We start from the raw sequence: 25171 nt of genomic DNA on the forward strand, positions 1-25171 counted from the left end.
AGCTGTATAACCACAGGACTTTTCCGCAAAGCTGTTCCGTGTCTCTGTTTTTTATTCTAAAAGCGGTTGCAAAACGGATAAAAGAGAGCGTGAAAACGGGAACAAAAAAGGGGTGTTTCGGGGTCTGTCTTCTCCTTATCAATTCCTCTGTATTAGCTGTGTTACGAAGAGGCTTCGAGACAAAAAAGCGCAAAATGAAACAAAATTTGGGCATTATCAAAATAACCCCTATATTCGTACTACCTAAAGACGAAGACCACATGACAAATGCCCCCTTGGCGGAGCGACTCCGTCCAAAAAACCTGCAAGACTACGTCGGTCAGAAGCATCTTGTAGCCCCGGGATCTCCTATAAAAGAGATGTTGGAGGCGCGTTGTCTTCGTTCATTTATTTTGTGGGGACCTCCCGGAGTGGGTAAGACAACCTTGGCTAATATTGTTGCAAACGAATTGGGGCTGCCTTTCTACACACTCAGTGCAACCTCTTCAGGCGTGAAGGATGTACGGGAGGTGGTAGAGCGTGCGCGTCAGAGCAGAGGCCTTTTTTCCAAAGGCACTCCCATACTGTTCATAGATGAGATACACCGCTTCAGCAAAAGCCAGCAAGACTCCCTGCTCCATGCGGTGGAGACCGGTGTGATCACACTTATCGGAGCCACTACCGAGAATCCTTCGTTTGAAGTGATAAGACCTCTGCTGAGCAGATGCAGGGTGTTTGTCATGGAACCTCTTGGTAAAGAGGACATGGATGCTCTCATAGATATAGCCATCACCAAGGATAAGGAGATGGCGAAACACACTTTCGATATACGGGAAAGGGATGCCCTGCACACCTATGCCGCCGGAGACGGACGGAAGCTCTTGAATATTCTGGAGCTTTTTACTACCATGCCGGGGATGAAAGAGGATGAGGTCATCGTCATAGACAATAACCGCGTTACCTCTTATCTGCAACAGAATCCAGCAGCCTACGATAAGGGAGGAGAGCTGCACTACGACATTATCTCCGCATACATCAAAAGCATCAGAGGGAGTGCTCCGAATGCTGCTCTCTACTGGCTTGCACGGATGATAGAAGGGGGTGAAGATCCTCGCTTTATAGCTCGCAGACTGGTGATTGCAGCCGCTGAAGATATAGGATTGGCGAATCCGAACGCTCTGCTCATAGCACAGTCGGCTTTTGATGCAGTGGAAAAGATAGGATGGCCGGAAGGTAGAATCCCTCTTGCAGAAGCGACCATATATCTTGCGACAAGCCCTAAAAGCAACAGCGCATACGTAGCGATAGACAACGCGTTGGAGTATGTTCGCACACATGAACCGCATCCGGTGCCGATGCATCTGAGGAATGCCCCCACGGCTCTGATGAAAGAGATAGGGTATGGCAAGGGTTATCACTATCCGCATGCCTATGAGGGAGGATTTCATAAAGACAGCTATGCTCCGCCCGAAGTGGAACAAGCCGGACCGTTTTGGACACCGGGATCTAATGCTAATGAGCAACGTCTTGTGGCTCAACAACCCACTAACTGAGATCTGACAGAGAAAACAATAATTCATTTACAAACTTATAACACAAACAAAACGTTATGAAAATTCACAACTTTTCAGCAGGTCCTTCTATCTTGAACGAGAAGGTGATTGAGAATGCAGCAGAAGCAGTAAGATCTTTTGCAGACACAGGTTTGTCTCTTATCGAGGTATCTCACCGTGGCAAACAGTTTACTGCCGTAATAGAAGAGTGTCGCAAGCTGTTCCTTGAACTTATCGAAGCTCCGGCAGGATACGACGTTGTATTCCTTGGTGGCGGTGCAAGTTTGCAGTTCTACATGGCTCCTCTCAACTTCTTGAAGACAAAGGCTGCTTATATCGATACAGGTACATGGGCAAGCAACGCCATCAAGGAAGCAAAACTTGTGGGCGATGTCGAAGTGCTTGCAAGCTCTAAGGCTGATACTTACACTTGGTATCCTGAACTTGGTAAGGACTACACCGTACCTTCTGACGTAGATTACTTCCACGTTACTTCCAACAATACTATCTATGGTACACAGCTACACAAAGACCTTGATGTAAATGTACCTCTTATTGCGGATATGTCTTCCGACATCTTCTCTCGTCCGGTGGATGTGTCTAAGTATGACCTTATCTATGGTGGTGCTCAAAAGAATCTTGCTCCTGCAGGTGTAACATTCGCAGTGGTTAAGCTTGATGCTCTTGGCAAGGTGGACAGACCTCTTCCTACAATGCTTAACTATAAGACTCACGTGGACAAAGAGTCTATGTTCAATACTCCTCCTGTATTCCCTATCTATGTTGCTCTTCAAACCCTTAAGTGGTACAAAGAAATGGGTGGCGTGAAAGGAATGCAAAAGATGTGCGAAGAAAAAGCAGCCGTTCTGTACAATGCGATAGACAGCTCCAAGATCTTCCGCGGCACTGTAAGAGAATGCGACAGATCGCTTATGAACGTTTGCTTCGTGATGAAGGACGAATACAAAGAGCTTGAAGCCGAATTCCAAAAGTTTGCAACTGAAAGAGGTATGTCCGGTATCAAGGGACACCGCTCTGTGGGAGGCTTCCGTGCTTCTCTTTACAATGCTCTTCCTCTTGAAAGTGTGAAGGCTCTTGTGGATGCCATGAAGGCTTTTGAAGCTAAAATCTAACCCATCAAAATGGATAAAGCAATGGATAAAGTACTTATTGCAACAGAAAAACCTTTTGCAGCAGCTGCAAGAGACCGTATCGTAGGTATCCTTAAAGAGAATGGTTTGGAGCCTGTTGTACTGGAAAAGTATGCCTCAAAGCAAGAACTCTTAAACGCAGTGAAAGATGTTGCTGCTATCATCATCCGCAGTGATGTGATAGATAGCGAAGTGATGGATGCTGCTCCTAACTTGAAGACAGTGGTACGTGCAGGTGCCGGATTCGATAACGTAGACTGTGCAGCGGCAACAGAACGCAACATCTGCGTGATGAATACTCCGGGACAAAACTCCAACGCTGTGGCTGAGCTTGTAATGGGTATGATGGTGTACGCTGTTCGTAACAAGTTCAACGGTGCATCGGGTACAGAGCTTATGGGCAAGACTCTCGGTATACATGCTTATGGCAATGTGGGTCGTAACGTTGCTCGTATAGCTAAAGGCTTTGGCATGGAGATCTCTGCTTTCGATGCTTTCTGTCCGAAAGAAGTGATAGAGAAAGATGGCATAAAAGCTTTGGACTCTGCCGCAGATCTATATAAGAACTGTCAAGTGGTATCTCTTCACATCCCTGCAACAGCCGAGACAAAGAAAAGCATCAACTACGATCTACTCAAAGGTATGCCTAAGAACGCCATGCTTGTGAACAGCGCACGTAAAGAGGTGATCCACGAAGAAGATCTTCTAAAGATCCTTGCCGAGCGTCCGGACTTCAAGTACATCACAGACATCTGCCCGGATCGTCACGAAGAGTTCATGAAGTTTGAAAGCCAATACTTCACAACGCCTAAAAAGATGGGTGCACAAACAGCAGAGGCCAACAACAATGCCGGCATAGCTGCTGCGAACCAGATCGTGAAGTTCCTCGCTACGGGAGAAGCTCCATTCAGAGTGAACAAGTAAGATTACACCCCATATCTTACGGGACATATATCATAAAGAGAAGAGATAGAAGCGACCCCATGGTGGCTTCTATCTCTCCCCGTTAAAGCAAACAATACAAAAACATCAAGATATTATGGCAAGAATAAGACCTTTCAAAGGCATCAGACCTCCAAAATCAATGGTCGAAGAAGTGGTATCTCGCCCTTACGACGTACTCAATAGCGATGAAGCGCGTGCCGAGGCAGCAGGTAACGAAAAGTCTCTTTACCGCATCATCCGTCCGGAGATAGACTTCCCTATCGGTACAGACGAGCATGAAGAGAAAGTCTACAACAAAGCCGCTGAAAACTTCAACCTGTTCCAAAAGAACGGATGGCTTGTGAAAGATGAAAAGCCTATGTACTACATCTACGCTCAAACGATGAACGGTAAGACTCAATATGGCTTTGTCGTTGGTGCACACGTAGACGACTATATGAGCGGTAAGATCAAAAAGCACGAGCTTACCCGCAAAGACAAAGAAGAAGACCGCATGAAGCACGTAAGAGTAAACAACGCGAACATCGAGCCGGTATTCTTCACCTTCCCCGATAATGCGGAGCTTCAAGCGATATTGGACAAGTACGCCGCCAAGACACCGGAGTATGATTTCGTGGCAAGCCTTGACGGATTCGGACACCACTTCTGGATCGTGGACGATGCGAAAGACATCGAGACCATCACAGAAGCATTTGCGAAGATGCCTGCCCTTTACATCGCAGACGGACACCACAGATCGGCAGCGGCTGCACTTGTGGGAGCAGAAAAGGCTAAGCAGAACCCGAACCACACAGGAGACGAAGAGTACAACTTCTTCATGGCGGTCTGCTTCCCGGCTTCTCACCTTACCATCATCGACTATAACCGTGTGGTAAAAGACCTCAACGGCCTCACTCCGGAGCAGTTCCTCGCAAAGATTGGCGAACACTTCGTTGTGGAAGAGAAAGGCACAGAGATCTACAAGCCTGCCGCACTGCACAACTTCTCCATGTACTTGGGAGGAAAGTGGTACTCGCTTACTGCAAAGCCCGGCACATATAACGACAACGATCCCATCGGTGTGCTCGATGTTACGATCTCTTCCGACCTTATTCTGAGAGACATTCTTGGTATAGACGACCTCCGCACCAGCAAGAGAATAGACTTCGTGGGCGGTATCCGCGGACTCGGAGAGCTGAAAAAACGCGTAGACAGCGGCGAGATGGTAGTGGCTCTTGCGCTCTATCCCGTATCCATGCAGCAGCTCATAGACATTGCGGACACCGGCAACATCATGCCTCCGAAGACTACGTGGTTCGAGCCGAAGCTTCGTTCCGGACTTGTTATACACTCTTTGGAAGAAGAAAAATAAGGGAGGGATTCATCATGGCTGATACAAAGAAAACCAGAATAGAGTCCGACCTTTTAGGCTCAAGAGAGATCGAAGAGAAACACCTCTACGGTGTACAGACACTCCGTGCGATAGAAAACTTCAACATCTCCACCTTCCGTCTCAACGAGACACCCGACCTCCTCAAAGGTCTTGCCTACACAAAGATGGGAGCTGCCATGGCAAATGTCAAGCAAGGCATCATCACCCAGCAGCAGTTTGACGCCATCATGCAGGCGTGCAGAGAGATCCTCGACGGCAAGCACACCGAAGCCTTCCCCATAGACATGATACAGGGAGGAGCCGGCACATCTACCAACATGAACGCCAATGAGGTGATAGCCAACAGAGCATTGGAAATCATGGGACACCGCAGAGGAGAGTACAAATACTGCTCTCCCAACGACCACGTCAACGCCTCCCAAAGCACCAATGATGCTTTCCCCACCGCCATTCACCTCGGCATCTACTCCATGCACCTTCGCCTCATCGAGCACCTCAAAAGCTACATAGCCTCCTTGCAGGAGAAGAGCCGTGAGTTTGCCGACGTGCTCAAGATGGGACGCACCCAGCTTGAAGATGCCGTGCCGATGACGATGGGACAAACCTTCGGCGGCTTTGCATCCATCCTCGAAGAAGAGATCGCCAACCTCGACCATGCGGCCGGACAGCTCCTCACCGTCAATATGGGAGCAACGGCGATAGGCACCGGTATCTGTTCCGAGCCGGGCTATGCCGAGCTGTGCGTCGAAGCCCTTCGCGAGATCACCGGATGGGACATAAAGCTTGCACACCACTTGGTAGGTGCCACCTCCGACACCTCGCACATCATCGGCTACTCGCAAGCGATGAAACGCCTTGCCGTCAAGCTCAGCAAGATAGCCAACGACATCCGCCTGATGGGATCCGGTCCTCGTTGCGGACTTGGCGAACTCGATGTCCCCGCACGCCAGCCCGGCTCCTCCATCATGCCCGGCAAGGTGAACCCCGTCATACCCGAAGTGATGTCGCAGATCTGCTACAAAGTGATCGGGAACGACGTCTGCGTAACCATGGCAGGGGAAGCCGCCCAGCTCGAGCTGAATGCGATGGAACCCGTCATGGCACAATGCGCCTTCGAGAGCGGGCACTACCTCATGCGGGGGATGGACACCATGCGCGACTTCTGCATCAGAGACATGAAAGCCAACCGCGAAAAGTGTCTCGCTCACATCCACAACAGCATGGGCATCGTTACCGCACTCAACCCGATCATAGGCTACAAAAACTCCACCAAGATTGCCAAGAAAGCAGCCGAAACGGGTCGTGGCGTCTACGAGCTTGTGCTCGAAATGGGCATCCTCACCAAAGAAGATCTTGACACGATCCTTGCTCCGGAAAACATGATCAAGCCGGTGAAGCTGGACATCAAGCCGCTCAAAGATCTTCCCGAAGCCTGACATCCTCACCGCTTTATGACATCCGATGGCAGCCTGCACCTCCAAGTGCAGGCTGCCATTTTCATATCTCCGCAACGCCAAGCCACCTGCCCCACTTGCGGCAACCCAAGCGGTCTCCTCCCGACCCTTTTCGGGGAAAATTTCCGTCCGCATGAAATTTTATTTCCTTTCGCACAAAAATTTTCTCTTTTTCGGACAAAAATTCCCTCTTTTTCGCACAAAAATTTTCTCCTTTTCGGACAAAAATCTCCTTTCTTTGGTACAGAAAGATTTTTTTTGTGCGCAGACAAAAATATGCTCTTTAGCATAAAAAATATTTTTCATGATGATAAAAAATTATTTTTTCACTCACAAAAATATGTTTTTGCGCCTATAAAGCCGCGACTCTTATGCTAAAGAAAATACTTTTTCTGTGTACGCAGATATTTTTCTGTCCGCACACAGATATTTTTCTGTCCGCACGCAAATATTTTTTCTTGGCCACAAAAATATTTTTTCTTGGCCACGAAAAATTTTTTTCTTGGCCACGAAATTTTTTTTCCTTACCTACGAAAATATTTTTTCTTACCTACGGAAATTTTTTTTCTTACCTACGAAAATATTTTTTCTTACCTACGGAAATTTTTTTTCGTGCGCACATAAATTTTTTTTCGTGCGCACATAAATTTTTTTTTGTACGTACGAAATTTTCATCCTCTCCGAAACCGACTTTTTCTCTTTTCCCAATCCCGACTTTCCGTTTCGGCACAAAAAAGCAGTGCCGGCACTTATCGCACCGGCACTGCCCCAATCTGTTTATAATATTTTACGCCCCGCCACTTCGGGGTGAGGGGAATTTTCCTCAATCCTATTTTTCAAGAGATACCGTCCAACCCTTGTCCGTGGCGATCTTCTTGTTGCACGCATCCGTACCCGGATTGCCTGCGATCCAGACCTTCTTCCCGCCTTCGGTCTGCCCGGTTACATCGGGAAGCGTGGTGAATATCTCGTTCAGCGTCTCCGCACTCAGCTTACACTGTCTGATCCATAACTCCTCCTTTATGCTGCGCGAGATCTTCAAGGAGCTAAGGTTGGTGTTCTCCTCGCAGTCCAAATAAGTCAAAGCGGTGTTCTTGCTAACATCCAACGAAGAGAGGAAGTTATTGTCGCAGCGCAACTGTTCCAAAGCGGTGTTCTTGCTAACATCCAACGAAGAGAGGAAGTTATTGTAGCAGTCAAATCTTGTCAAAGCGGTGTTCTTGCCAACATCCAGCGAAGAGAGGGAGTTCTTGTAGCAGAACAACTGTTCCAAAGCGGTGTTGTTGCTCACATCCAATGAGGAGAGCTGCTCTCCTCTACAACGAAAATCGGTTACCTTTCCATNGTTCTTGTAGCAGAACAACTGTTCCAAAGCGGTGTTGTTGCTCACATCCAATGAGGAGAGCTGCTCTCCTCTACAACGAAAATCGGTTACCTTTCCATACACCGTAATGCTTTGGGAGCCAAGTGTGTAATATTGGTCGGAGTCAAATGCGGTTACGTTCTCGCCCGCATCTTTGACCTTGTTGTTGTTCAGGTCTATCCAGACGTTCGCTTGGTCTGCTTCCTTGGCATTGATCCAAAGCCTTATCTTCTCGCCCACGGCTTTCTTTGTCGTCAGAGTGATGAAAGGGAGATCCTCTTCCACGTCATCGCCCAAGATCGTCAAGCGGTTGTCTTTCCACTCTGCCCGTACACGATACGCCTTGCCCGGAGCCATGAAGAACGTTTTGGCTATCTTCCTGTTTGCAGAGAGCTGAACGCCGTTGTCCGTCTTTATGGATATACCAAACTCCGGAATATTCCTCTTCTTAGGGTAGTGCCATACCGCAAAAGTGTGAGTGGCACCGGGCGCTATCGAAACAGCAGAGCCCGACTCCTCTATCGGATTGGGCTTGGTACCATCGACGGACAGCACATTCTCTGCCGAGACTTTGTAGAAATGAGTCTTTCCGTTTCCGGGCACATACCTCCACTCTTCCGCATCTCCCTTCATGGGATAGAGATGACAGTTGGACACCCTGAGCTCCTCTCCCGAACTGTTTTTTAGATCTACATACTCGATACTGCCGAGATGAGAGAAGTCCAACTCTATATCCGTCTCATCAGGATCGACATCCTCCTCGGCAATTACCGGGACAACGATATCTTCCAACCTGTTCTCCCTCAATGGCAATATGTCCACAAGGATCTCTCCATCCTGTACACGTGCTCCCGTCCCCGGTATTCCGCAGAGAGCGTGAATAGTGTACTCCTGCTGTACGTTTATGATTTCCGGCACTTCGATGCTCAACCTTGCCAGCTTGCCATCCTGCTCGATGGAAGAGATCGTTACCTCCACGGGAGCGGTCAGCATCCCGGTCTGCTCGAAGATAAACGCCACCTTGTCGCCCGCTTTCCAACGAGCAACGAGAGTATTGCCATCTGCTCCTTTCTCCAAGCCGACTCTCATTCCGGCTTCATTCTGTGGCATGGATGCCGTAAGAGTGAGCTTTCTGCCTTTTTCGTGCGAAACCAGCTCCGCACGATCGTTACGGCAGCTTGTCGATAAAATAGTGAGGAACAACATTAAAACGCATACTCCACTCGTAAAAATCCGTTTCATCTGATTATGTATTTCTATTTATTCTTATTCAATGATCAAAAAGCATCCGGGGTTAAGACCTTCGGAATACCGTCTGTTCATCAGGGGTATGGTTATTACCCCATAAAACAAAGGTATGCATAAATGTATAAATATTCAAGGAGTTGTCTCGGTCTTCACGATAAGCCTTAACAAAAAAGAAGATAAACAGATATAAAACTTTCCCTGAACTTGTTCACTCCCCGAACTCAAGTCTTGAGTTGTGCAAACCGCGTCTTGATCTCCACAACTCAAACCCCAATTCCCAACAATCGCGCCTTGCTTTAGATCTCCGAAAAGGTTCAACCAAAGTTCTAAACCTGTTTGTTCTACTCTCTGAACAGATTCAGACACAAAAGTCTCCACAAAAAAGAGCAGAAAGCGATGCTCCTGCATCTGCTTTCTGCTCTTCTATCGTTTCCTTCGGAAGGATTATCTTCTCCGTCTGCCGTTACCACTCTTTCCGGCACGGCGCATATCTTTGCGCGATGTAGCGGAAGATCTGTCTCGTCCATGCCCGGACTCTTTCTCTCCTGCACCGCCTTTGGGTTGCGCTTTACGCACCATGATGGCTCGCGATCCCACTTCAAAATCGTTCATGGAAGAGATAACCGTCTTGGCATCTCGTTCCGGTACTTCAAAGTAAGAGAATGTATCGTAAATATCTATCTTACCTACCTCCACACGTGCTCCGCCTGTGGTAGCATTGAGAAGCTCTATGAGGGAGTTGGGATACAGCTTATCACGGCGTCCGAAGTTGATTTGCAGACGAGCATATCCCGGTTCGGGGATGCCGTTCTCGCGCTGTTTCTTGCGTCCTCTGCGCTCCGATCCTTTGGAACGATCGTCGTGCAATGGTTTGTCGGGCACCTCTTCCACCTCTTGTGCGGCACGATAGTACTGGAGAAGTCTGTGGCTCTCCATAGAGATGAAGCGGCGTATAAGCTCCTCTTTATCTATCCACGAGAGTTTGGAGACGATGGCGGGGAGGATGGCAGAGAGCATCTGGTCTTCATCATCGGGCAGTGTACTCTCTATTTTATCCGCAAGCGTGAAGAGCTGTCGCTCGCATACCTCTCTTCCGGTGGGTACGTAAGCGCGTTCTATCTGACTGCCTATAATCTTTTCGATGTCCCTTAGACGCCCTTTCTCGCGAGAGTGGCAGATGGCAATGCTGAGTCCGCTTTTTCCTGCACGGGCAGTGCGTCCGCTTCGGTGGGTATAGCTTTCCACGTCTTCGGGCAGACCGTAATGGATGACGTGTGTAAGGTCGTTCACGTCGAGCCCGCGTGCTGCCACATCTGTAGCGACAAGGAGTTGGAGGTTGCGGATTCTGAACTTCTGCATCACATAATCCCTTTGAGCCTGCGACAGATCGCCATGCAGAGAGTCGGCATTGTAGCCGTCCTGTATGAGTTTGTCGGCTATCTCCTGCGTTTCTCTCCGGGTACGGCAGAAGATGATGCCGTAGATATTGGGATAGTAGTCCGCAATACGTTTAAGTGTCAGATACTTATCTTTTGCCGCCACCATGTAATAGATGTGGCGGATATTCTTGTTGCCCTCGTTCTTTGCGCCTATCACGATCTCCGTCGGTTTCTTCATGTAGCCGGACGCAATGGCTGCAATCTCCTTCGGCATGGTGGCAGAGAAGAGGAGCAGATGTCTTTCGGATGGCACTTGAGCAAGGATCTCTTCGATGCTTTCCGTGAAGCCCATATTTAGCATCTCGTCTGCTTCATCGAGCACAACGTCTCTCACGGTGGAGAGGTTCACCACTCCTCGCTTCATCAAGTCTATAAGGCGACCCGGAGTGGCTACGATGATCTGCACTCCGGAACGGATGGTGCGGATCTGCTGCTCTATGGAAGCACCTCCGTAAACGGCTACGATGCCCACGTTTTTCATGTATTGCGAGTAGTCGGCAAGGTCTCCGGCAATCTGCACACAAAGCTCACGAGTGGGAGCCAGTATGAGTGCCTGAGGGATGCGTTGCGTTGTGTCTAAGTTTTGAAGGAGAGGCAAGCCGAATGCTGCCGTCTTTCCAGTGCCGGTCTGAGCCAGTGCGATGATGTCTCTGCTCTCTCCAAGCAGGTGGGGTATCACAGCCTCTTGTATAGGCATAGGCTGATCATAACCAAGCGCTTCCACAGCGCGAAGAAGAGGAGCAGATACTCCCAGTTCGTTAAATGTCATATATTATTATAGATAAATGCAGAATAATATTCTTCTGCATGGTGCAAAGTTACGATATTTCAACCAATTAACAACAAAAGAGCCACCGAAAGAGAAAATCCCCGGCAGCTCTTTTATGATATTTGAAACGGATTTTATTGGAAAAGAGAAGCAATGGTATCGAATAGAGGAGTCTGCAACATGTAGCGCAAAAGCAGCAGGGCAGATACCACATAGAGTGTTACACTCACCTCTTTGAAGCGTCCGCACAGCATCTTTACCAGCGTGAAGCTGATGAGTCCAAGCGCCATACCTTCCGCTATATTGTAGGTAAGCACCATAGTAAGCATGGTGATAAAGCATGGCATCGCTTCTGAAATATCGGAGAGATCTATCTCCTGAATGGCACTCAGCATGAACACTCCCACAAGCACCAATGCTCCCGTGGTGGCGGCAGAGGGTACGAGCAGGAAGAGAGGAGATAAGAAGAGAGCGGTGATAAAGAGTATGGAGGTGGTGAATGCGGTCAAGCCCGTGCGACCACCCTCGGCAATTCCCGAAGCACTCTCTACAAATGTGGTAACGGTAGATGTTCCCAATACCGCCCCAACGGATGTAGCCACGGCATCTGCCATCATTGCCGGCTTGATATTCTTCACATTACCCTGCTCGTCCATCATTTCTGTCTTGGCAGCTGCTCCGATAAGTGTTCCCACGGTATTGAATATATCCATGAAGACCAATGCAAAGATGGTAAGAGCCATATCCATATTGAGCAGTGCGCGGAAGTCGAACTTCAAGAACGTCGGCTCCAATGAGCGTGGCATGGATACCGGGGAGAAAGTATCGGGTAGAGCCGTTACACCCATCGGGATACCTATGATGGTACATATCACTATACCGTAAAAGAGAGCACCTCTTACCTTTAGGACAATGAGAGCCGCACTGATAAGGATACCGATGCAGGCAAGCGTGGCAGCAGGGGTAAAGGATCCGAGCGTAACGAAAGTGGCTTCGTGCGAAACGATGATACCCGCATTTTTCAGCCCGATAAAGGCTATAAACATTCCTATACCGGCTGAGATGGCGTAGCGAAGATTGACCGGAATACATTTGACAATCTGCTCCCGAATGTTGAACACCGTAAGCAGGATAAAAATAATCCCTTCGACAAAAACAGCGGCAAGTGCGGCCTCCCAGCTGTAACCCATTCCCATGACGAGCGTGAAGGCAAAAAAGGCATTGATACCCATACTCGGAGCTTGAGCAAATGGCAGCTTTGCCAAGAAAGCAATCAGGAGTGTTCCCACTGCGGAAGCCAAAGCGGTAGCGGTGAAGACGGCTCCTTTGTCCATTCCGGTAGCACTGAGGATGTCCGGATTTACCGCCAAAATATAGCTCATAGTGAGAAAAGTAGTAAGCCCGGCTATGACTTCTGTGCGAAGTCTATGCTTACCGGAGTCGAAGCCAAGGCTGCGAAGTAAAGCGTTCATAGTGTGTAGAGATGTCTTGTATTGTGTATTGATTCCAGCGTTATTCTTGAAAAGAGAAGAAAAGAAGCTATCCCCTCCTGTTTTTTCGGCACAAAGGTATAAATTCTAAGAGAACTGCTAAAATTCTAAAAAAAATAAAAGCATCCGGGAAATGCCTTTTGAGCATTCTCCGGATGCTTTATGTTTAGTTTCGGGAGCTTACCCGATGTCCCGGTTAAAGGTTATTCGCAGGGAAAAGATCGTTCCACCAAGTAGGATCATCCTGCAAATGTTTAGCAAACCAAGCCATTATCGTTGAGGTCCATGCAAGACGTTTCTCCGGGTTTATAATACCATGATCTTCTCCGTAGATACGTACATACTCTACCTCTTTACCTAAAATCTTGAGAGCCTGATACATCTGTACACTCTCTCCATCGGGAACATTGGTGTCTTTTGTTCCGTGAAGCAGAAGAAGGGGAGTGTTGATCTTGTCTGCCAAGAAGAGCGGGCTATGCTTGGTATAAAGGTCGGGGTTATTCCATGGATAGCTGTCCGCACTTGCAACACTGCTATAACCTACTCCCCAATAACCCTCTCCCCAATAGGATGAAAGTGCCGATATACCGGCATGACTCGCTGCTGCTGCAAAAATATCCGTTTGTGTCTGCAAGTATTGAGTCATAAAGCCTCCGTAGCTTGCACCCATACAGCCTACCTTTTTTGCATTCACGAAAGGATGCGACTTACAGAAAGCCTTTACTGCGCCTATGATTTCGGCTGCGGTGCGATCGCCCCAAGCATTCACGTGACGAGCGGCAAACTCCTGGCCGTAACCGGTAGAGCCGCTGGGATTCATGCTATACACGACATATCCCAAAGAAGCATACATTGCCAAAGAGTAAGAACCTTCAAACATACGGTTTACGGGAGAGGTTCCGGCGTAGTAGTAGACAATCATCGGATACTTCTTGTTCGGATCGAAGTTGGGAGGCAGATAGAAACGGCCTTGAATCTCGGTGCCGTCGGGAGCTATATAGTCCCAGTCCGCCATGTTACTACGAATAAGATCTTTACCTTTCTCGGCATCAAGATCGTACAAAAGGGCTTCTCTTCTCTTCTTGGCATCTATCATGTAGAAGCGATCCGAGGATGTAGCACTCTGCCCAATATAGGTAACATCACCAGAAAGTGCGGATACGGAGAAGTTTTTGACATAGTCTTCCTTCTTGGAAAGACGGGTTATCTTACCGCTCTTAATATCGCTAACGTAGAGAAGTTTACGGTCTCCCACCTCTGCGATAAAGTATGCTTCGGGGCGGTTGGTCGGCACCAAAACGGTTTCGATAGAGCGGTCGAGGCTCTTGCTAAGCGGTCTTGCCGTCTTGTTCACACGGTCATAGAGGAAGAGCTGGGTGTCGTAAGTGTTGACGATCATCCCCTTAGGAAGAAGTCTTCCTACGCCATGGAACGCATCGGCACTACCGGTAGCCACAAGCATATTAGGCAGTGCGGAGTAGTACAAGCTCGCTATCTCTGTATCGTTTACGAAGAGCGTATCCACTCTTCTTGTCCTTAGATCCACTTCGTAGTAGCTTGTGGATCTGAACGGACGCTTGGTAGGCGTAGGAGTAGATACGGAGAAGATCAGCTTGGAATCGTCCGGAGCGACATCCTGAATATATGTGGATCTGTTTCCGAATGTAACCGGATAGAAGACTCCGCTCTTCAAGTCGAAAATAGAAATAAAATTCCGGTGTCTGAAACCGGGTAGTCTGTCTCCGGGAGCAGCAAGACGATCCAGGTTTTTATTGTATTTCTGTCCTTCTTCCGATACATTGAAGATCAAAGATGTCTCTCCCGGAGACATAAAGTAACTGCCTGTTTCCGGAATGCCGGAGTGAATCACTTCACGCTTCATGACTTTCGGATCGTAGGCATACAGTGTACGTCCCTTCTCGGTAGTCTCATCGTAGTAGAGTTTGTCTGTCTTAGGCATCCAGCGTGCACGGGATGCAACTCCGTCAAACTCGGCAATCTTCCTTCCTTTATGGAAGAGCAACGACTGCTCTCCTGCTCTGCTTGCAGCAGATGGACGGAAGTAGAGAATGACGTAATCGCCACTCGGAGAGATTTGAGACCCTGCCAATGTACGTCCGTAGATCATAAAGTTCGGATCCGGATGGTGCTTGGCATCCGAGCGTACCTCTACTATTCTGTCTTCGCGATCGGGAGTAAATCCGGCACGAAGCTCTATGTTTTCCAAAGAGTCCTTGCTTGAGAGCGCAACCTTAACGGTAACGGCATGAGTCTTGGGCAGCAGTGTTATCTTCGATGTTTGCGGTTTAATGCTGTCGCTTACCGCCTTTGCTCCGACACCTTTTAGCTTTGAGGCGTTGTCCACCAACACTTCAAAAGGAGCGTTGCACTCTATCGAGAGCGTTCCCTTGGTGTAAGTTTCCGGAAGGAGATTGAAGTTGAAGATATGATACTGCAAGGTATTGGGGTCTGCTATTCTCTTCACAGGCACACTGAATACAGGCTTCTCTCCACTTTTCGGAGAAAGAAGAGTGCGTGTGTCATTAGCAAGATTGACACGGGGAGAATAGTACAGCATGGTCTGTACATCGTAGCTCTTGCCGGACAGATTTGTACTATCCGAGAGCACCGGACGGGATATATTCACCGGACCGGCATATTGCAATCTTTTGGCATAAGAGATCTTCGGAGTCTTGATCTCCTGTTTGGCTTTAGTGTCCTGCGCCAAAAGAGCACCGCTCCCCAAGAAAAGAGAGCACAGCATTGCTGCTAAAAATGTTTTACGGCTCATAAAAATGTTTGTGTTATTTGGTAATTATAATTTCATGAGAAATGTTCGCCATGTCTTAAAAGAGGAGAGATCCGGTTCACTGTCAAAGATGCCGTACATGGCAGAACCCGATCCGCTCATTGAAGCATAAAGGGCACCTTGCCGGTACAACAGCTCTTTGATCTCGACAAGATGAGGATGACGAGGGAAAAGAGAAGACTCGAAACGATTGCTTACTACTCCTCTCCACTCTTTCAAAGGCAGATTCAGCCTTTCCCTTAAATCCACCTCGGGTTTCATCGGACAGACTCCGGAGTACGCTTCCGGTGTGGAGATATAAATATCCGGCAGCAACAAAAGAAGATGATACCCCTTGAGAGAGAAAGAATCAAAAGGGGTCAAAATGTCTCCGATTCCCTCTCCGTAAGTGGGAGAGTCGTACAGAAAACAGGGGACATCAGCACCCAATCTCGCTCCCATGAGAGCCAACTCTTCACGAGAGCAGTTCAGGTGAAACAGCTCATTCAGCATCACGAGCGTGCTTGCTGCATCACTCGACCCTCCGCCAAGCCCTGCACCATGAGGGATATGCTTGCGCAGAATGATCTTTACAGGTGGCAACCCGTACTGCGACTCCATCATCCTGTATGCCTTGACCACGAGATTCTGCTCCACCGGACAGTCGGAGAGCGCATCTCCTCCATCAAAAGAGAAAGTCTCCACTCCCGAACATATTTCCAGTACATCTGTCAAAGGGATAGGATAAAACAGCGTCTGGAGATTGTGATACCCATCCGGACGCTTCTCGACAATCTCTAAACCGAGATTGATTTTTGCTTTTGGAAATGTAAGCATTCTTGCAAGATAAGTGAGAGCAACGGTTCTCTCTACGAGATAGTTGCTTGTAACTTGGGCAAAGATACAAAAAGGTGCCTGAATGCTTAGCGCTCAGGCACCTCTTGTTACTTTTTTTCTCTGTGCGCAGGATGAGATTCGAACTCACACACCGGAACCGGCACTACCCCCTCAAAGTAGCGTGTCTACCTATTTCACCACCTGCGCTCATGAGGCAAAGCCTCTGAAGACATTTTCCATCTTATTGTTGTGATCAGGCTGGGATTCGAACCCAGGACCCACAGCTTAGAAGGCTGTTGCTCTATCCAGCTGAGCTACCCGACCTAATTCGCTTGAAACCGGTGTCCCGATTTGCTGTGCAAAGGTAATGTTTTTTTTCGTACCACACAATAGAGGCCCCAATAAATTGTTTCACACTCCAAATCTCCCCTCTTCCAAAACTTCATTTTTATATATTCCATCCCTCAAAAAGCTCCGCCAAACATCTCTCTCTATTTCATCCTCCACCTCTGTTTTCGGAGGGGTCCCGAATTTGTTAAATCAGCCCGTTTTATTAACACTATTTTCGACGCCTGTTCACCCAAAACGCGAAACAAGCATATTTTGTCGGCTTAACGTGTTTAATTTTTCAGTAAACACGTTTACCGATTTCATTTAATACGTTTACCGGATTCGGTTAACGTGTTTAGCCAAATCATCTAAAACGCTAATAATCAATAAACTACATATTTTCACCCTAAAACACTCCTGAAAAGGTAGATTTCTTCATTAGGGAACATTTACAGAGGCAGGTGTTAAAATTCACATCTATTAACGCGAAAAAGCCCCATCAAACGGACTGAGAAAAATTTTTCTCCGAATTTCAAATTTCAACATAAACCGATTATCCACAGAGAGTTGAGATAAAACAATCTGCCTTTTCAGCCCCAAAACAGAAGAGAAAACGGAAAGAGAAGAGAAAAACAGGAGAGTCCGTTTTTATATAAAAGCTCCCCCAAAAAGGGAGTAAAGAATATCCCCGAAACATACCCCAAGCAGCCCAAAAGAGTAAAATGAAAAAGAGCACTGTCCGAAACAAAATCGGAACAGTGCTCTCTCTTTAACCCAATCTATATAAAGAAGCCCTGGACAGGCTTCGGGGAGTCTGCCTCCCTCCTTAGTAGGTGCGAAGCTCTTTGATACGAGCCTTCTTACCGGTGAGTTTACGAAGGTAGTAAAGCTTGGCTCTACGCACACGACCGCGCTTATTCACCACAATCTCTTCAATAAACGGAGAGTTGAGAGGGAAAATACGCTCTACACCGACACCTCCTGAGATCTTACGCACGGTAAACATCTTCTTATCTCCGTGTCCGGATATACGAAGAACATCTCCACGAAACTGCTGGACACGCTCCTTATTACCTTCACGAATGCGGTATCCTACGGTGATGGTATCCCCGCTCTTGAAACGCGCATGTTCTTTACCGCTCTTAAATGCCTCTTCGGCTACTTTAATCAAATCCATAATATTGATCGCTTATACATATATATAATAAGCCAAACGCAACGTACATAGGCCACACTCTGTAATAACATTCCTATCAGAGGTTACGCAAAGCGGTGCAAATATAGTTATTATTATTAAGACTCCCAAACATCTCCCCAAACAGCTGATGGAATGCCAAGTCTCATAAAAAAAATTTTTTTTGCTTCAGGGCAAAAGAATTTGTTTATTAGAAAATATTTGCCGTAATTTATGAGCAGAATTCAATATTCAAAGCGCTCTTGACTACCTTACCCTATCTTCATCAATCTGATGTTGATGATTATAGACTATTTTTGACAACCATTTACTTGAATAATTTTTAACCTAAATGTATTTTTTACTAACTCAAAATCTCAAGATTATGAAGCTAAAAAACTTTCTTGCTGTGTTCTCAGCAGTCGTTCTTGCGAGCTTGATGAGCGTTTCTTGTACGCCAAAAAATGACGGGCCGGAAGAACCTACTTTAACGCTATCTGCGCAAACCCTAACCTTAAACAACCAAGCACAGAATCCGACAGAACCACAAGTTCAAGTAACAACAAACCAAACCAAGTGGAATGTATCTACGAACGCTGAGTGGCTTACAGCTACTCGCAAAGGCGAAGGCATCGTGGTTGGAGCACAAGCAAACACTCTTGGAAAAGATCGTAAGGCTGAAGTTATCGTTTACGCAGGTGGCCTTATGGAAAAGATCGCTGTGACTCAAAGCGCTTCTAAGATTTTCATCAATGTTTCTTCTGAAACAATTGAAGCTCCTGTAAGTGGCGGACAATTCCTTGTCGCTGTAGAAACAAATGCAGAACAGTGGTCTATGGAATTTGAGCAGACAGATTGGCTTAACGTTACCAGAGCCGGTAACTTTGTGAAGGCTGAGGTTGCTGCTAATAAAACAGACAAAGCACGCGAAGCTAAAGTATTTGTAAAAGTTGGTGCAGAAGTTAAGGCTATCAGAGTATTCCAAAATATATCTGATGCAGTTTACTTCCCTATTTTTGATGCTGAGATGAGCGTCTTCCAACGTGCAAAAATGGAGGCAGCACAAGGCTCTATCATAATAAGCTTGCGCGAACCGGGACAAAGCTTCTTCGGACCACAACCGGGTATGCTGACAGTAATTCCTGAAGCAGATGGTTTCATCAATGCATCCTATCTTATTCCTTTCAATAACCCTAAAACATGGGAAGTTATTGTAGCAACAACAGACACATGGGAAAGAATTGCAGAAGGAGCATTTATCGAAGCTCTTAAGAATGCAGGATTTACCTTTATGCAAGATATGTCTGCAGCGAAGAAGCTTGTGTATCAAAACAGTGATAAGATGTTACGTGCCACCATTCTTCAAGAACCTCAAGAGGATGGAACAATGGTTTATGGAGTTATATTCGAGCACTACTACATTCAAGATAAAGACTATCCAACGTTCTCTAAGTTCCCATACCTTCTTAAGGAGTTCTTGGATAAGAAGGACAAAAAGATTGCGGATGTTGTCACATTTATGACAGAACGTGGATACAAGAAGGAGAAAGATTATCTAAATCAACAAAACCCGGAAGAACTCCAGGCTCAAAGTTTTGTTAAGGAAGGTGAAGTTGGAAAAGAAGAGGCGAAAGATGTTTTGGCATTCTATCACAAAACCGGAGATGCCGGACTAGATCCTGCTCTACTACAAAGTTTGACTCAATTCGCTCAAATCTTCAGCCAAGATAAGATCAACTTGGTAATGTGGTTGCGTCCTGATGGTGCTTATGCTCCAACAAAAGAGTTTATCGCTCTTAAAGACAAAGAAGGTTTCGATGCAAACTCTTTGGAAAGAGATGGAAGATTCTATTTCGTAACCAAGGAGGACCTTGTATTGATGCTTAGACCGGCTCAATTCAGCGACGTAAATCCTGGTGAAGTGTCTCTTCAATTCGCAATGTGGTATGAAGAAGGTGCGTCAAAGATAAAAGGAGCTCGCCTGAGCGACTACTACTACGGTAAAGACAAGAAAGAAGTGAAAGCTAGATTTGAAGCAAAAATGGCTTCTCTTCAAAAAGCAGCTGCAAACAAAAATCAAACAAAGTTTGAGAAGTTTTCTCTTAAGTAACCATTAAGACCGTAGTTCATTTATATAGACTTAATGTATAAATGAGATAGTTTGGATATCCCCACCGAGAGTGTAGCAGGGTACACTGTAGCCTCTTCGGTGGGGATATTTCTATCTACTTTAAAGTAATAACAAGATCATGAAAAAAGTATATTTGCTGAGCGTTCTCTTTGGGCTCTTGACAGTAGGAGGCTGCCAAAATGAAAGAGAAGTCCAATATGCGGACAACAGCCAACAAAAAGAACAACCAAACACATCATCGTCTTCTCTAAAAATGTATAATGTTCCTCCGGGTGCAGCTGTTCCGGGAGAGATTATCATCAAGATCACAGATGAAGTTGAGCAGAGTTTAACTCAGGCACAATTGGGAGAAGTACAAATGAGCAGCGTTCCCTCTTCTATGGGTTCTGCTCTACAAAGCATAAAGGCCACAGCTATAACAAGATTGTTTCCACCGGCAGGAGAGTTTGAAGAAAGATCAAGAAAAGAAGGCCTGCACCTATGGTTCATAGTACGTTTCGACAAAGGGGTGGAGATATCCAGAGCAATGCAAGCTCTTGATAGCGTAGATGGTGTAGAGATTGTAGAATTCAATCCTGTAATAGTTCCGGCTTCTGCTAATCAGCATCCTGCAGCCATAAATTTATTAAGTTCAACCGAAGACTACCTTAAAAGAAATGCCAAAATGCCATTCAACGACCCTCTTCTGAAGGAACAATGGCACTACAACAACATAGGAACCGGTGTTCCTGCGGGAGTCATGGGATCCGACATCAACCTTTTCAAAGCGTGGGAAATCTCCACCGGTACCCCAAATGTCATCGTCTGCGTAGTGGACGGTGGGGTAGATGTAGATCATCCCGACCTTGCGGATAATATGTGGGTAAATCAGGCCGAACAGAACGGGACTTCCGGTGTCGATGATGACAATAATGGATTTGTCGATGACATCAATGGCTACTGTTTTGTAACCGATCAAGGGAATTTACGTCCGGACGAAGATGCTCATGGAACACACGTTGCAGGAACCATCGCTGCAAAAAATAACAATGGTGTCGGAGTAGCCGGAGTAGCCGGAGGTAATGGAGACCCTAATACCGGAGTACGTATCATGTCGGCAGCGATCTTCCGAGAAGGTGCTCAGGGTGGCAACGCTGCGGCAGCTATCAAGTACGGAGCTGACAATGGAGCCGTTATATCTCAAAACTCATGGGGATATCCTTATCGTTCAGGTGTCTATACTACTCCGAACTCTCTAAAAGTAGCCATCGATTATTTCGTAAAATATGCCGGTACTGATGGGAAGGGCAACCAAAGACCGGACTCTCCAATGAAGGGGGGAGTTGTGCTTTTTGCAGCCGGTAATGATGGATTGGAATTTACAAGCCAACCGGCAGCATACGAAGGATGTATTGCCGTCTCAGCAATCGGAACAAACTTTAAGAGGGCTACCTACTCCAATTATGGCGACTGGGTAGATATCTCAGCTCCGGGTGGAGATCAGATGCTGTATGGAACAAAAGCGGGAGTCTTAAGTACGACCGATAAAAATGCCGCAAACGTAGTAGATTGGTACACATACTATCAAGGTACCTCCATGGCATGTCCTCACGCCTCAGGTGTTGCAGCTCTTATTGTATCTCATTTCGGTGGTCCCGGATTTACCAGTGAAGATCTAAAGACTCGTTTGCTGGCTTCTATACTACCGGTGGATATAGACAAGATAAATCCGGGAGCAGCAGGACGTTTGGGGTCAGGCTATGTCGATGCTTATGCAGCTTTGACTCTTAAAAATGATCAAAAAGCTCCGGAATCTCCTAAGTTCAACAGCAGTAAGATCAATGCAAATGTTGATTTCACAGAGCTTACACTATTTTGGAATGTACCCAAAGATGAAGATGATGGGACAGCGGACAAGTATGCCGTTTACATGTCTACGACCCCTCTTAACGCAAACAATTACAAAAAAGAAGGCGAACTTATAAGCAATCCTCTCGTCGGAGGCAAAGGCTTGTCTGTTAATGACGAAGTTTCTTTCGTGGTAAAGAAGTTGACTCCTGATAAAGAGTATCATTTTGCTCTTGTAGCAATAGACCGTTGGAATTTATTCTCGGCTCCATCCTTTATCTCCGTAAAGACAAAAAAGAACAATCCTCCGGTAATCTCCAACGTACCCGAAAATCCACTTGTTCTCTTGAATATCTTGGGAAAAGTCGAGTATGAATTCAATATTTCCGATCCGGATGGGCACAAGTGGCAATATACTTTGGAGGATAAGACCAACTGCGTAAGCGTAGCACGGATAGACAAAGGCTTGAAAGTTACTATCCGTCCGCTATCTTCTGCCGGTGAATACTCGTTCAATCTTAAACTTACAGACGAGCTTAAGAGTTCTTTCACATATACTATTCCATTCAGAATCGTTACCGTAACAGAGCCTGAATTTAAGAAAGCGTTCCCAACTCCAACAATAGGAGCTAAGGGAGAAGGAGCTTCTCTCAACCTTGCAGACTATGTTACTCCTCAAGAGTTCTTGACATTTACATACAAGGCTTCTTCATCCAACGGCTCGGTAGCTTCTGCCGACGTAGACGATAAGGGTAAGCTAACCATCAAAGGATACAAGCCCGGACGCACAACCATATCTGTGGAAGTAAGCAACGGACACATGTCATCCATGGCATCTTTCTCTGTTACCGTAGTTGAAGATCCTTCTCTCGATGTTTACTCTGTATGGCCTCTTCCAATGCAGAAGGAGTTGAATGTTTGGCTCAACCCGACACACAAGAAAGCTCACATCACTTTGATAAGTATTACCGGAGCAGTTGTTTTGGATAAGGAAGTACCTGCAGATCATACAGGTGTTGCCAAGATCAATACAAGCAAAGTAGCTCCGGGAACATATACCTTGAAAGTGAAGACAGGGGGCAAACCTTATGAAAGAGCTGTCCAAAAGAGGTAATTGTAGATCATAAATTTTCAACCGTATCAATAACTATAAAAAAGATATGAAGATAAAATATATCATTGGAGCAATGGCCTTGGCAGCAATGGGACTATTCTCTGCTCCAAAGGCGGCAGCTCAAAGCCTTCCGATATTAGAGACTCCCGTTGATGCACGTACTGCTGCGATGGGTGGTGTATCATTGGCGCATACAGACAGAAGCTATCTTTATGTAAACCCGGCTTCCATCTTCCAAACAGACAAGAAGTTCACAGTCTCTGCAAGCGGACTTATGTTCCCTAAGATGGCTATGGCAGAAGGCAGACTCTTGAACGGAATGGCCACTGCCGGATGGAGATTCCTCGACCGCCACGTTGTGTATGCAGGTTTCCGCTATCAGGGAGGTCTCACTCTTCCTTCTATAAAGGATCAGTTCGGTACACCGGGCAAGCCGCTTTCTCCATTCGATTGGAGTGCCGACTTAGGTTATGCCTTCCGTTTCAATGACAAGCTATCTGCTTTTGCTTCCGGATCATTCATCCAAAGCTACACAGGCAGAACAGCCATGACGGGAACATTCAGCCTTGGAGCCAATTACTTCATGGATCTCACCAATAGTGGTGCAAAATATTTGAACATCGCTGCTCGCGTGTCCGATCTTGGAGCACCTATCGCTTACTCTGCCAAGGACGTGTTTGCGGTACCTTCAAGAGCAGAGCTTACAGGAGACTTTGCGACAGCAGTTTCTGATACTCACGAGTTCAACTTCACTCTTGGCGGAAGATACTTCTTCTTGGCATCCGATCCGCTATACCAAGCAAACATCGGTGCGGACTACACGCTCTACAAGATGGTAAGCCTTCGCGCAGGTTATCAGTATGGCAGCCGGTCTACCAGCGCTTGGAGTGCAGGTATCGGAGTGAAGTTCTACAACGTCAAGCTCGACCTTGCCGGCATCAGAGGCTTAGGAGAATATGGCTCTCAAAAGATGATGCTGTCTCTATCGTTCGACTATTGATCGCTCGATACCTATAAAAGAAAAGACCTGTACACGCAGCGTGTGCAGGTCTTTTTTTATTCCCATTCCGGCAGATCCCGAAGCAGCATCGCCACGATAGTTCCTCTCCCCTGCACTATCCCGGCTCCCGAAAACGATAAATAAAACTGCATTCACAAAACAGCAGCTGCCAAAATCACCCTTTCGGGCATTGCCCCTGCACGGTCTAAAGGCAAACCCTGCCACACAAAAAAGATAACAAAACGGACAGATGAACAACCCCATCCAAGAGCCCCCTATCCTTCTTTGCCGGAAGAGAACAGCCACCGGACACCTACCCGAAAGCTGCGTAGAAAATCTTCTTCCACAACGTTTTCTGAAAAGCAGCGAATCTTTTCCCGGAAATCTTTAGTGCTTTCTCCAAAAAGATTAGGTACTTTCTCCAAAAAGATTAGGTACTTTCTCCGAAAAGATTAGGTACTTTTCACAGAAAGATTAGGTGCTTCCTCCAAAACCTTTAGTGCTTTTCTCCGAAACCTTTAGTGCTTTTTCCCGAAACCTTTAGTGCTTTCTTCCAAAACCTTTAGTGCTTTTCTCCGAAACCTTTAGTGCTTTTCCCCGAAACCTTTAGTGCTTTTCAAAGAAAGTCGCTAAATTGCATCCGGATCCGTACACTTCACAAGATGAAAAGAGACAAGACAAAAGAAACGAGCCTTAGCCGCCGCACATTGGGAACGGTGCTTGCTATGGTTCTGCCGGTAATGATGCTGCCGGTCTCCTGCAAAAACAGTAAAACATCCCTGAAAAACAGCATGACAGAAACATCCGAAACAGCAACAGACACCTCCACCACACTTCGGGCAGAGGCATTCGTGCAAGGAAGGATACACATATACGTATCCGAAGCCGCACTGCAAAACATCAAGATGAACGACTCCGGCGAGATCTCCATGAACAGTCTGCCTGCTCGTCTGACCTCCGTACTGAAAGAAATAAAAGCAACACGAGTGGAACGGCTATTCCCTCCGTCAGGGAAACATGAAGAGAGAAGCCGGCAAGAAGGGCTGCACAGGTGGTTCATCGTAACCTTCGACAAAGGCATCTCTCCCACCAAAGCTTGCGAGATGATGCTGTCTCTCCCGGAAGTGGAACAAGCAGAAGCCATACCGGAAGCTACGATGCAAATCTCTTGAAGAAGCTCTGTCGGGGGACGAAATCTTATCCCTTT

16 protein-coding genes and 2 tRNA genes are annotated in these 25171 nt (G+C 46.8%); 11 read left to right on the forward strand and 7 right to left on the reverse strand.

What is annotated here, in order from left to right; translation table 11 throughout:
- Nucleotides 1-260 precede the first annotated feature (260 nt).
- The 6 genes from HQ39_RS04585 (at nt 261) to HQ39_RS04610 (ending at nt 6832) form a co-directional block, all read left to right on the forward strand.
- Entirely contained in the window at nt 261-1532 is a 1272-nt protein-coding gene (locus HQ39_RS04585) for a replication-associated recombination protein A (protein WP_036864534.1), read from the forward strand.
- Between the two features lie 56 nt (nt 1533-1588).
- Nucleotides 1589-2665 (forward strand): 3-phosphoserine/phosphohydroxythreonine transaminase, encoded by a 1077-nt coding sequence (serC, locus tag HQ39_RS04590; RefSeq protein ID WP_036791373.1) that lies wholly within the window; start codon nt 1589-1591, stop codon nt 2663-2665.
- Nucleotides 2666-2686: 21 nt separating this feature from the next.
- A complete protein-coding gene (locus HQ39_RS04595; protein WP_036864537.1) occupies nt 2687-3607 on the forward strand; it encodes an NAD(P)-dependent oxidoreductase in 921 nt (306 codons plus the stop codon).
- Nucleotides 3608-3722: 115 nt separating this feature from the next.
- Entirely contained in the window at nt 3723-4979 is a 1257-nt protein-coding gene (locus tag HQ39_RS04600; RefSeq protein WP_036864138.1) for a DUF1015 domain-containing protein, read from the forward strand.
- A 14-nt stretch (nt 4980-4993) separates the two neighbouring features.
- On the forward strand, nt 4994-6436 hold the full coding sequence (locus HQ39_RS04605; RefSeq protein WP_036791366.1) for an aspartate ammonia-lyase: 1443 nt from the start codon (nt 4994-4996) through the stop codon (nt 6434-6436).
- A 15-nt stretch (nt 6437-6451) separates the two neighbouring features.
- Nucleotides 6452-6832, forward strand: coding sequence for a hypothetical protein (locus HQ39_RS04610; RefSeq protein ID WP_036864141.1), 381 nt, complete (start codon nt 6452-6454; stop codon nt 6830-6832).
- 2677 nt (nt 6833-9509) lie between these two features.
- Here HQ39_RS04610 and HQ39_RS04625 read toward each other — a convergent pair.
- From HQ39_RS04625 to rplS, 7 genes are all read right to left on the reverse strand, one after another.
- Entirely contained in the window at nt 9510-11273 is a 1764-nt protein-coding gene (locus tag HQ39_RS04625) for a DEAD/DEAH box helicase (RefSeq protein ID WP_036844391.1), read from the reverse strand.
- A 134-nt stretch (nt 11274-11407) separates the two neighbouring features.
- Nucleotides 11408-12745 carry an NCS2 family permease gene (locus HQ39_RS04630; RefSeq protein WP_052079443.1) on the reverse strand — a complete coding sequence of 446 codons (1338 nt, stop codon included), beginning with the start codon at nt 12743-12745 and terminating at the stop codon, nt 11408-11410.
- Nucleotides 12746-12959: 214 nt separating this feature from the next.
- Nucleotides 12960-15554 carry an alpha/beta hydrolase family protein gene (locus tag HQ39_RS04635; protein WP_081965376.1) on the reverse strand — a complete coding sequence of 865 codons (2595 nt, stop codon included), beginning with the start codon at nt 15552-15554 and terminating at the stop codon, nt 12960-12962.
- Nucleotides 15555-15578: 24 nt separating this feature from the next.
- Nucleotides 15579-16388: a 4-(cytidine 5'-diphospho)-2-C-methyl-D-erythritol kinase gene (ispE, locus tag HQ39_RS04640; protein ID WP_036864146.1), complete on the reverse strand. Its 810-nt coding sequence runs from the start codon at nt 16386-16388 to the stop codon at nt 15579-15581.
- 123 nt (nt 16389-16511) lie between these two features.
- A tRNA-Leu gene (locus tag HQ39_RS04645) sits at nt 16512-16595 on the reverse strand.
- Between the two features lie 43 nt (nt 16596-16638).
- Nucleotides 16639-16712 (reverse strand) — tRNA-Arg (locus HQ39_RS04650).
- A gap of 832 nt (nt 16713-17544) precedes the next feature.
- Nucleotides 17545-17895, reverse strand: a complete 351-nt coding sequence (gene rplS / locus HQ39_RS04655; RefSeq protein WP_036791350.1) for a 50S ribosomal protein L19 — start codon at nt 17893-17895, stop codon at nt 17545-17547.
- Between the two features lie 382 nt (nt 17896-18277).
- Between rplS and HQ39_RS04660 the strand changes: the two genes are divergently transcribed.
- The 5 genes from HQ39_RS04660 to HQ39_RS04675 all read left to right on the forward strand — a co-directional run bounded on the left by HQ39_RS04660 (nt 18278) and on the right by HQ39_RS04675 (nt 25136).
- The gene (locus HQ39_RS04660) at nt 18278-20002 is read left to right on the forward strand and encodes a BACON domain-containing protein (RefSeq protein WP_036864149.1); all 1725 of its coding nucleotides are present in this window, start codon (nt 18278-18280) and stop codon (nt 20000-20002) included.
- Nucleotides 20003-20141: 139 nt separating this feature from the next.
- A complete protein-coding gene (locus tag HQ39_RS04665) occupies nt 20142-22964 on the forward strand; it encodes a S8 family serine peptidase (protein ID WP_036864152.1) in 2823 nt (940 codons plus the stop codon).
- 46 nt (nt 22965-23010) lie between these two features.
- Nucleotides 23011-23964, forward strand: a complete 954-nt coding sequence (locus HQ39_RS04670; RefSeq protein ID WP_036791339.1) for a PorV/PorQ family protein — start codon at nt 23011-23013, stop codon at nt 23962-23964.
- A gap of 250 nt (nt 23965-24214) precedes the next feature.
- Nucleotides 24215-24355: a hypothetical protein gene (locus tag HQ39_RS09590; RefSeq protein WP_160216109.1), complete on the forward strand. Its 141-nt coding sequence runs from the start codon at nt 24215-24217 to the stop codon at nt 24353-24355.
- Between the two features lie 271 nt (nt 24356-24626).
- Nucleotides 24627-25136 carry a subtilase family N-terminal domain-containing protein gene (locus tag HQ39_RS04675; protein WP_036864157.1) on the forward strand — a complete coding sequence of 170 codons (510 nt, stop codon included), beginning with the start codon at nt 24627-24629 and terminating at the stop codon, nt 25134-25136.
- Nucleotides 25137-25171: the final 35 nt, after the last annotated feature.

Origin of the sequence: Porphyromonas sp. COT-108 OH2963 (genome assembly GCF_000768895.1) — a bacterium.
GTDB classification, from domain to species: domain Bacteria; phylum Bacteroidota; class Bacteroidia; order Bacteroidales; family Porphyromonadaceae; genus Porphyromonas_A; species Porphyromonas_A canoris.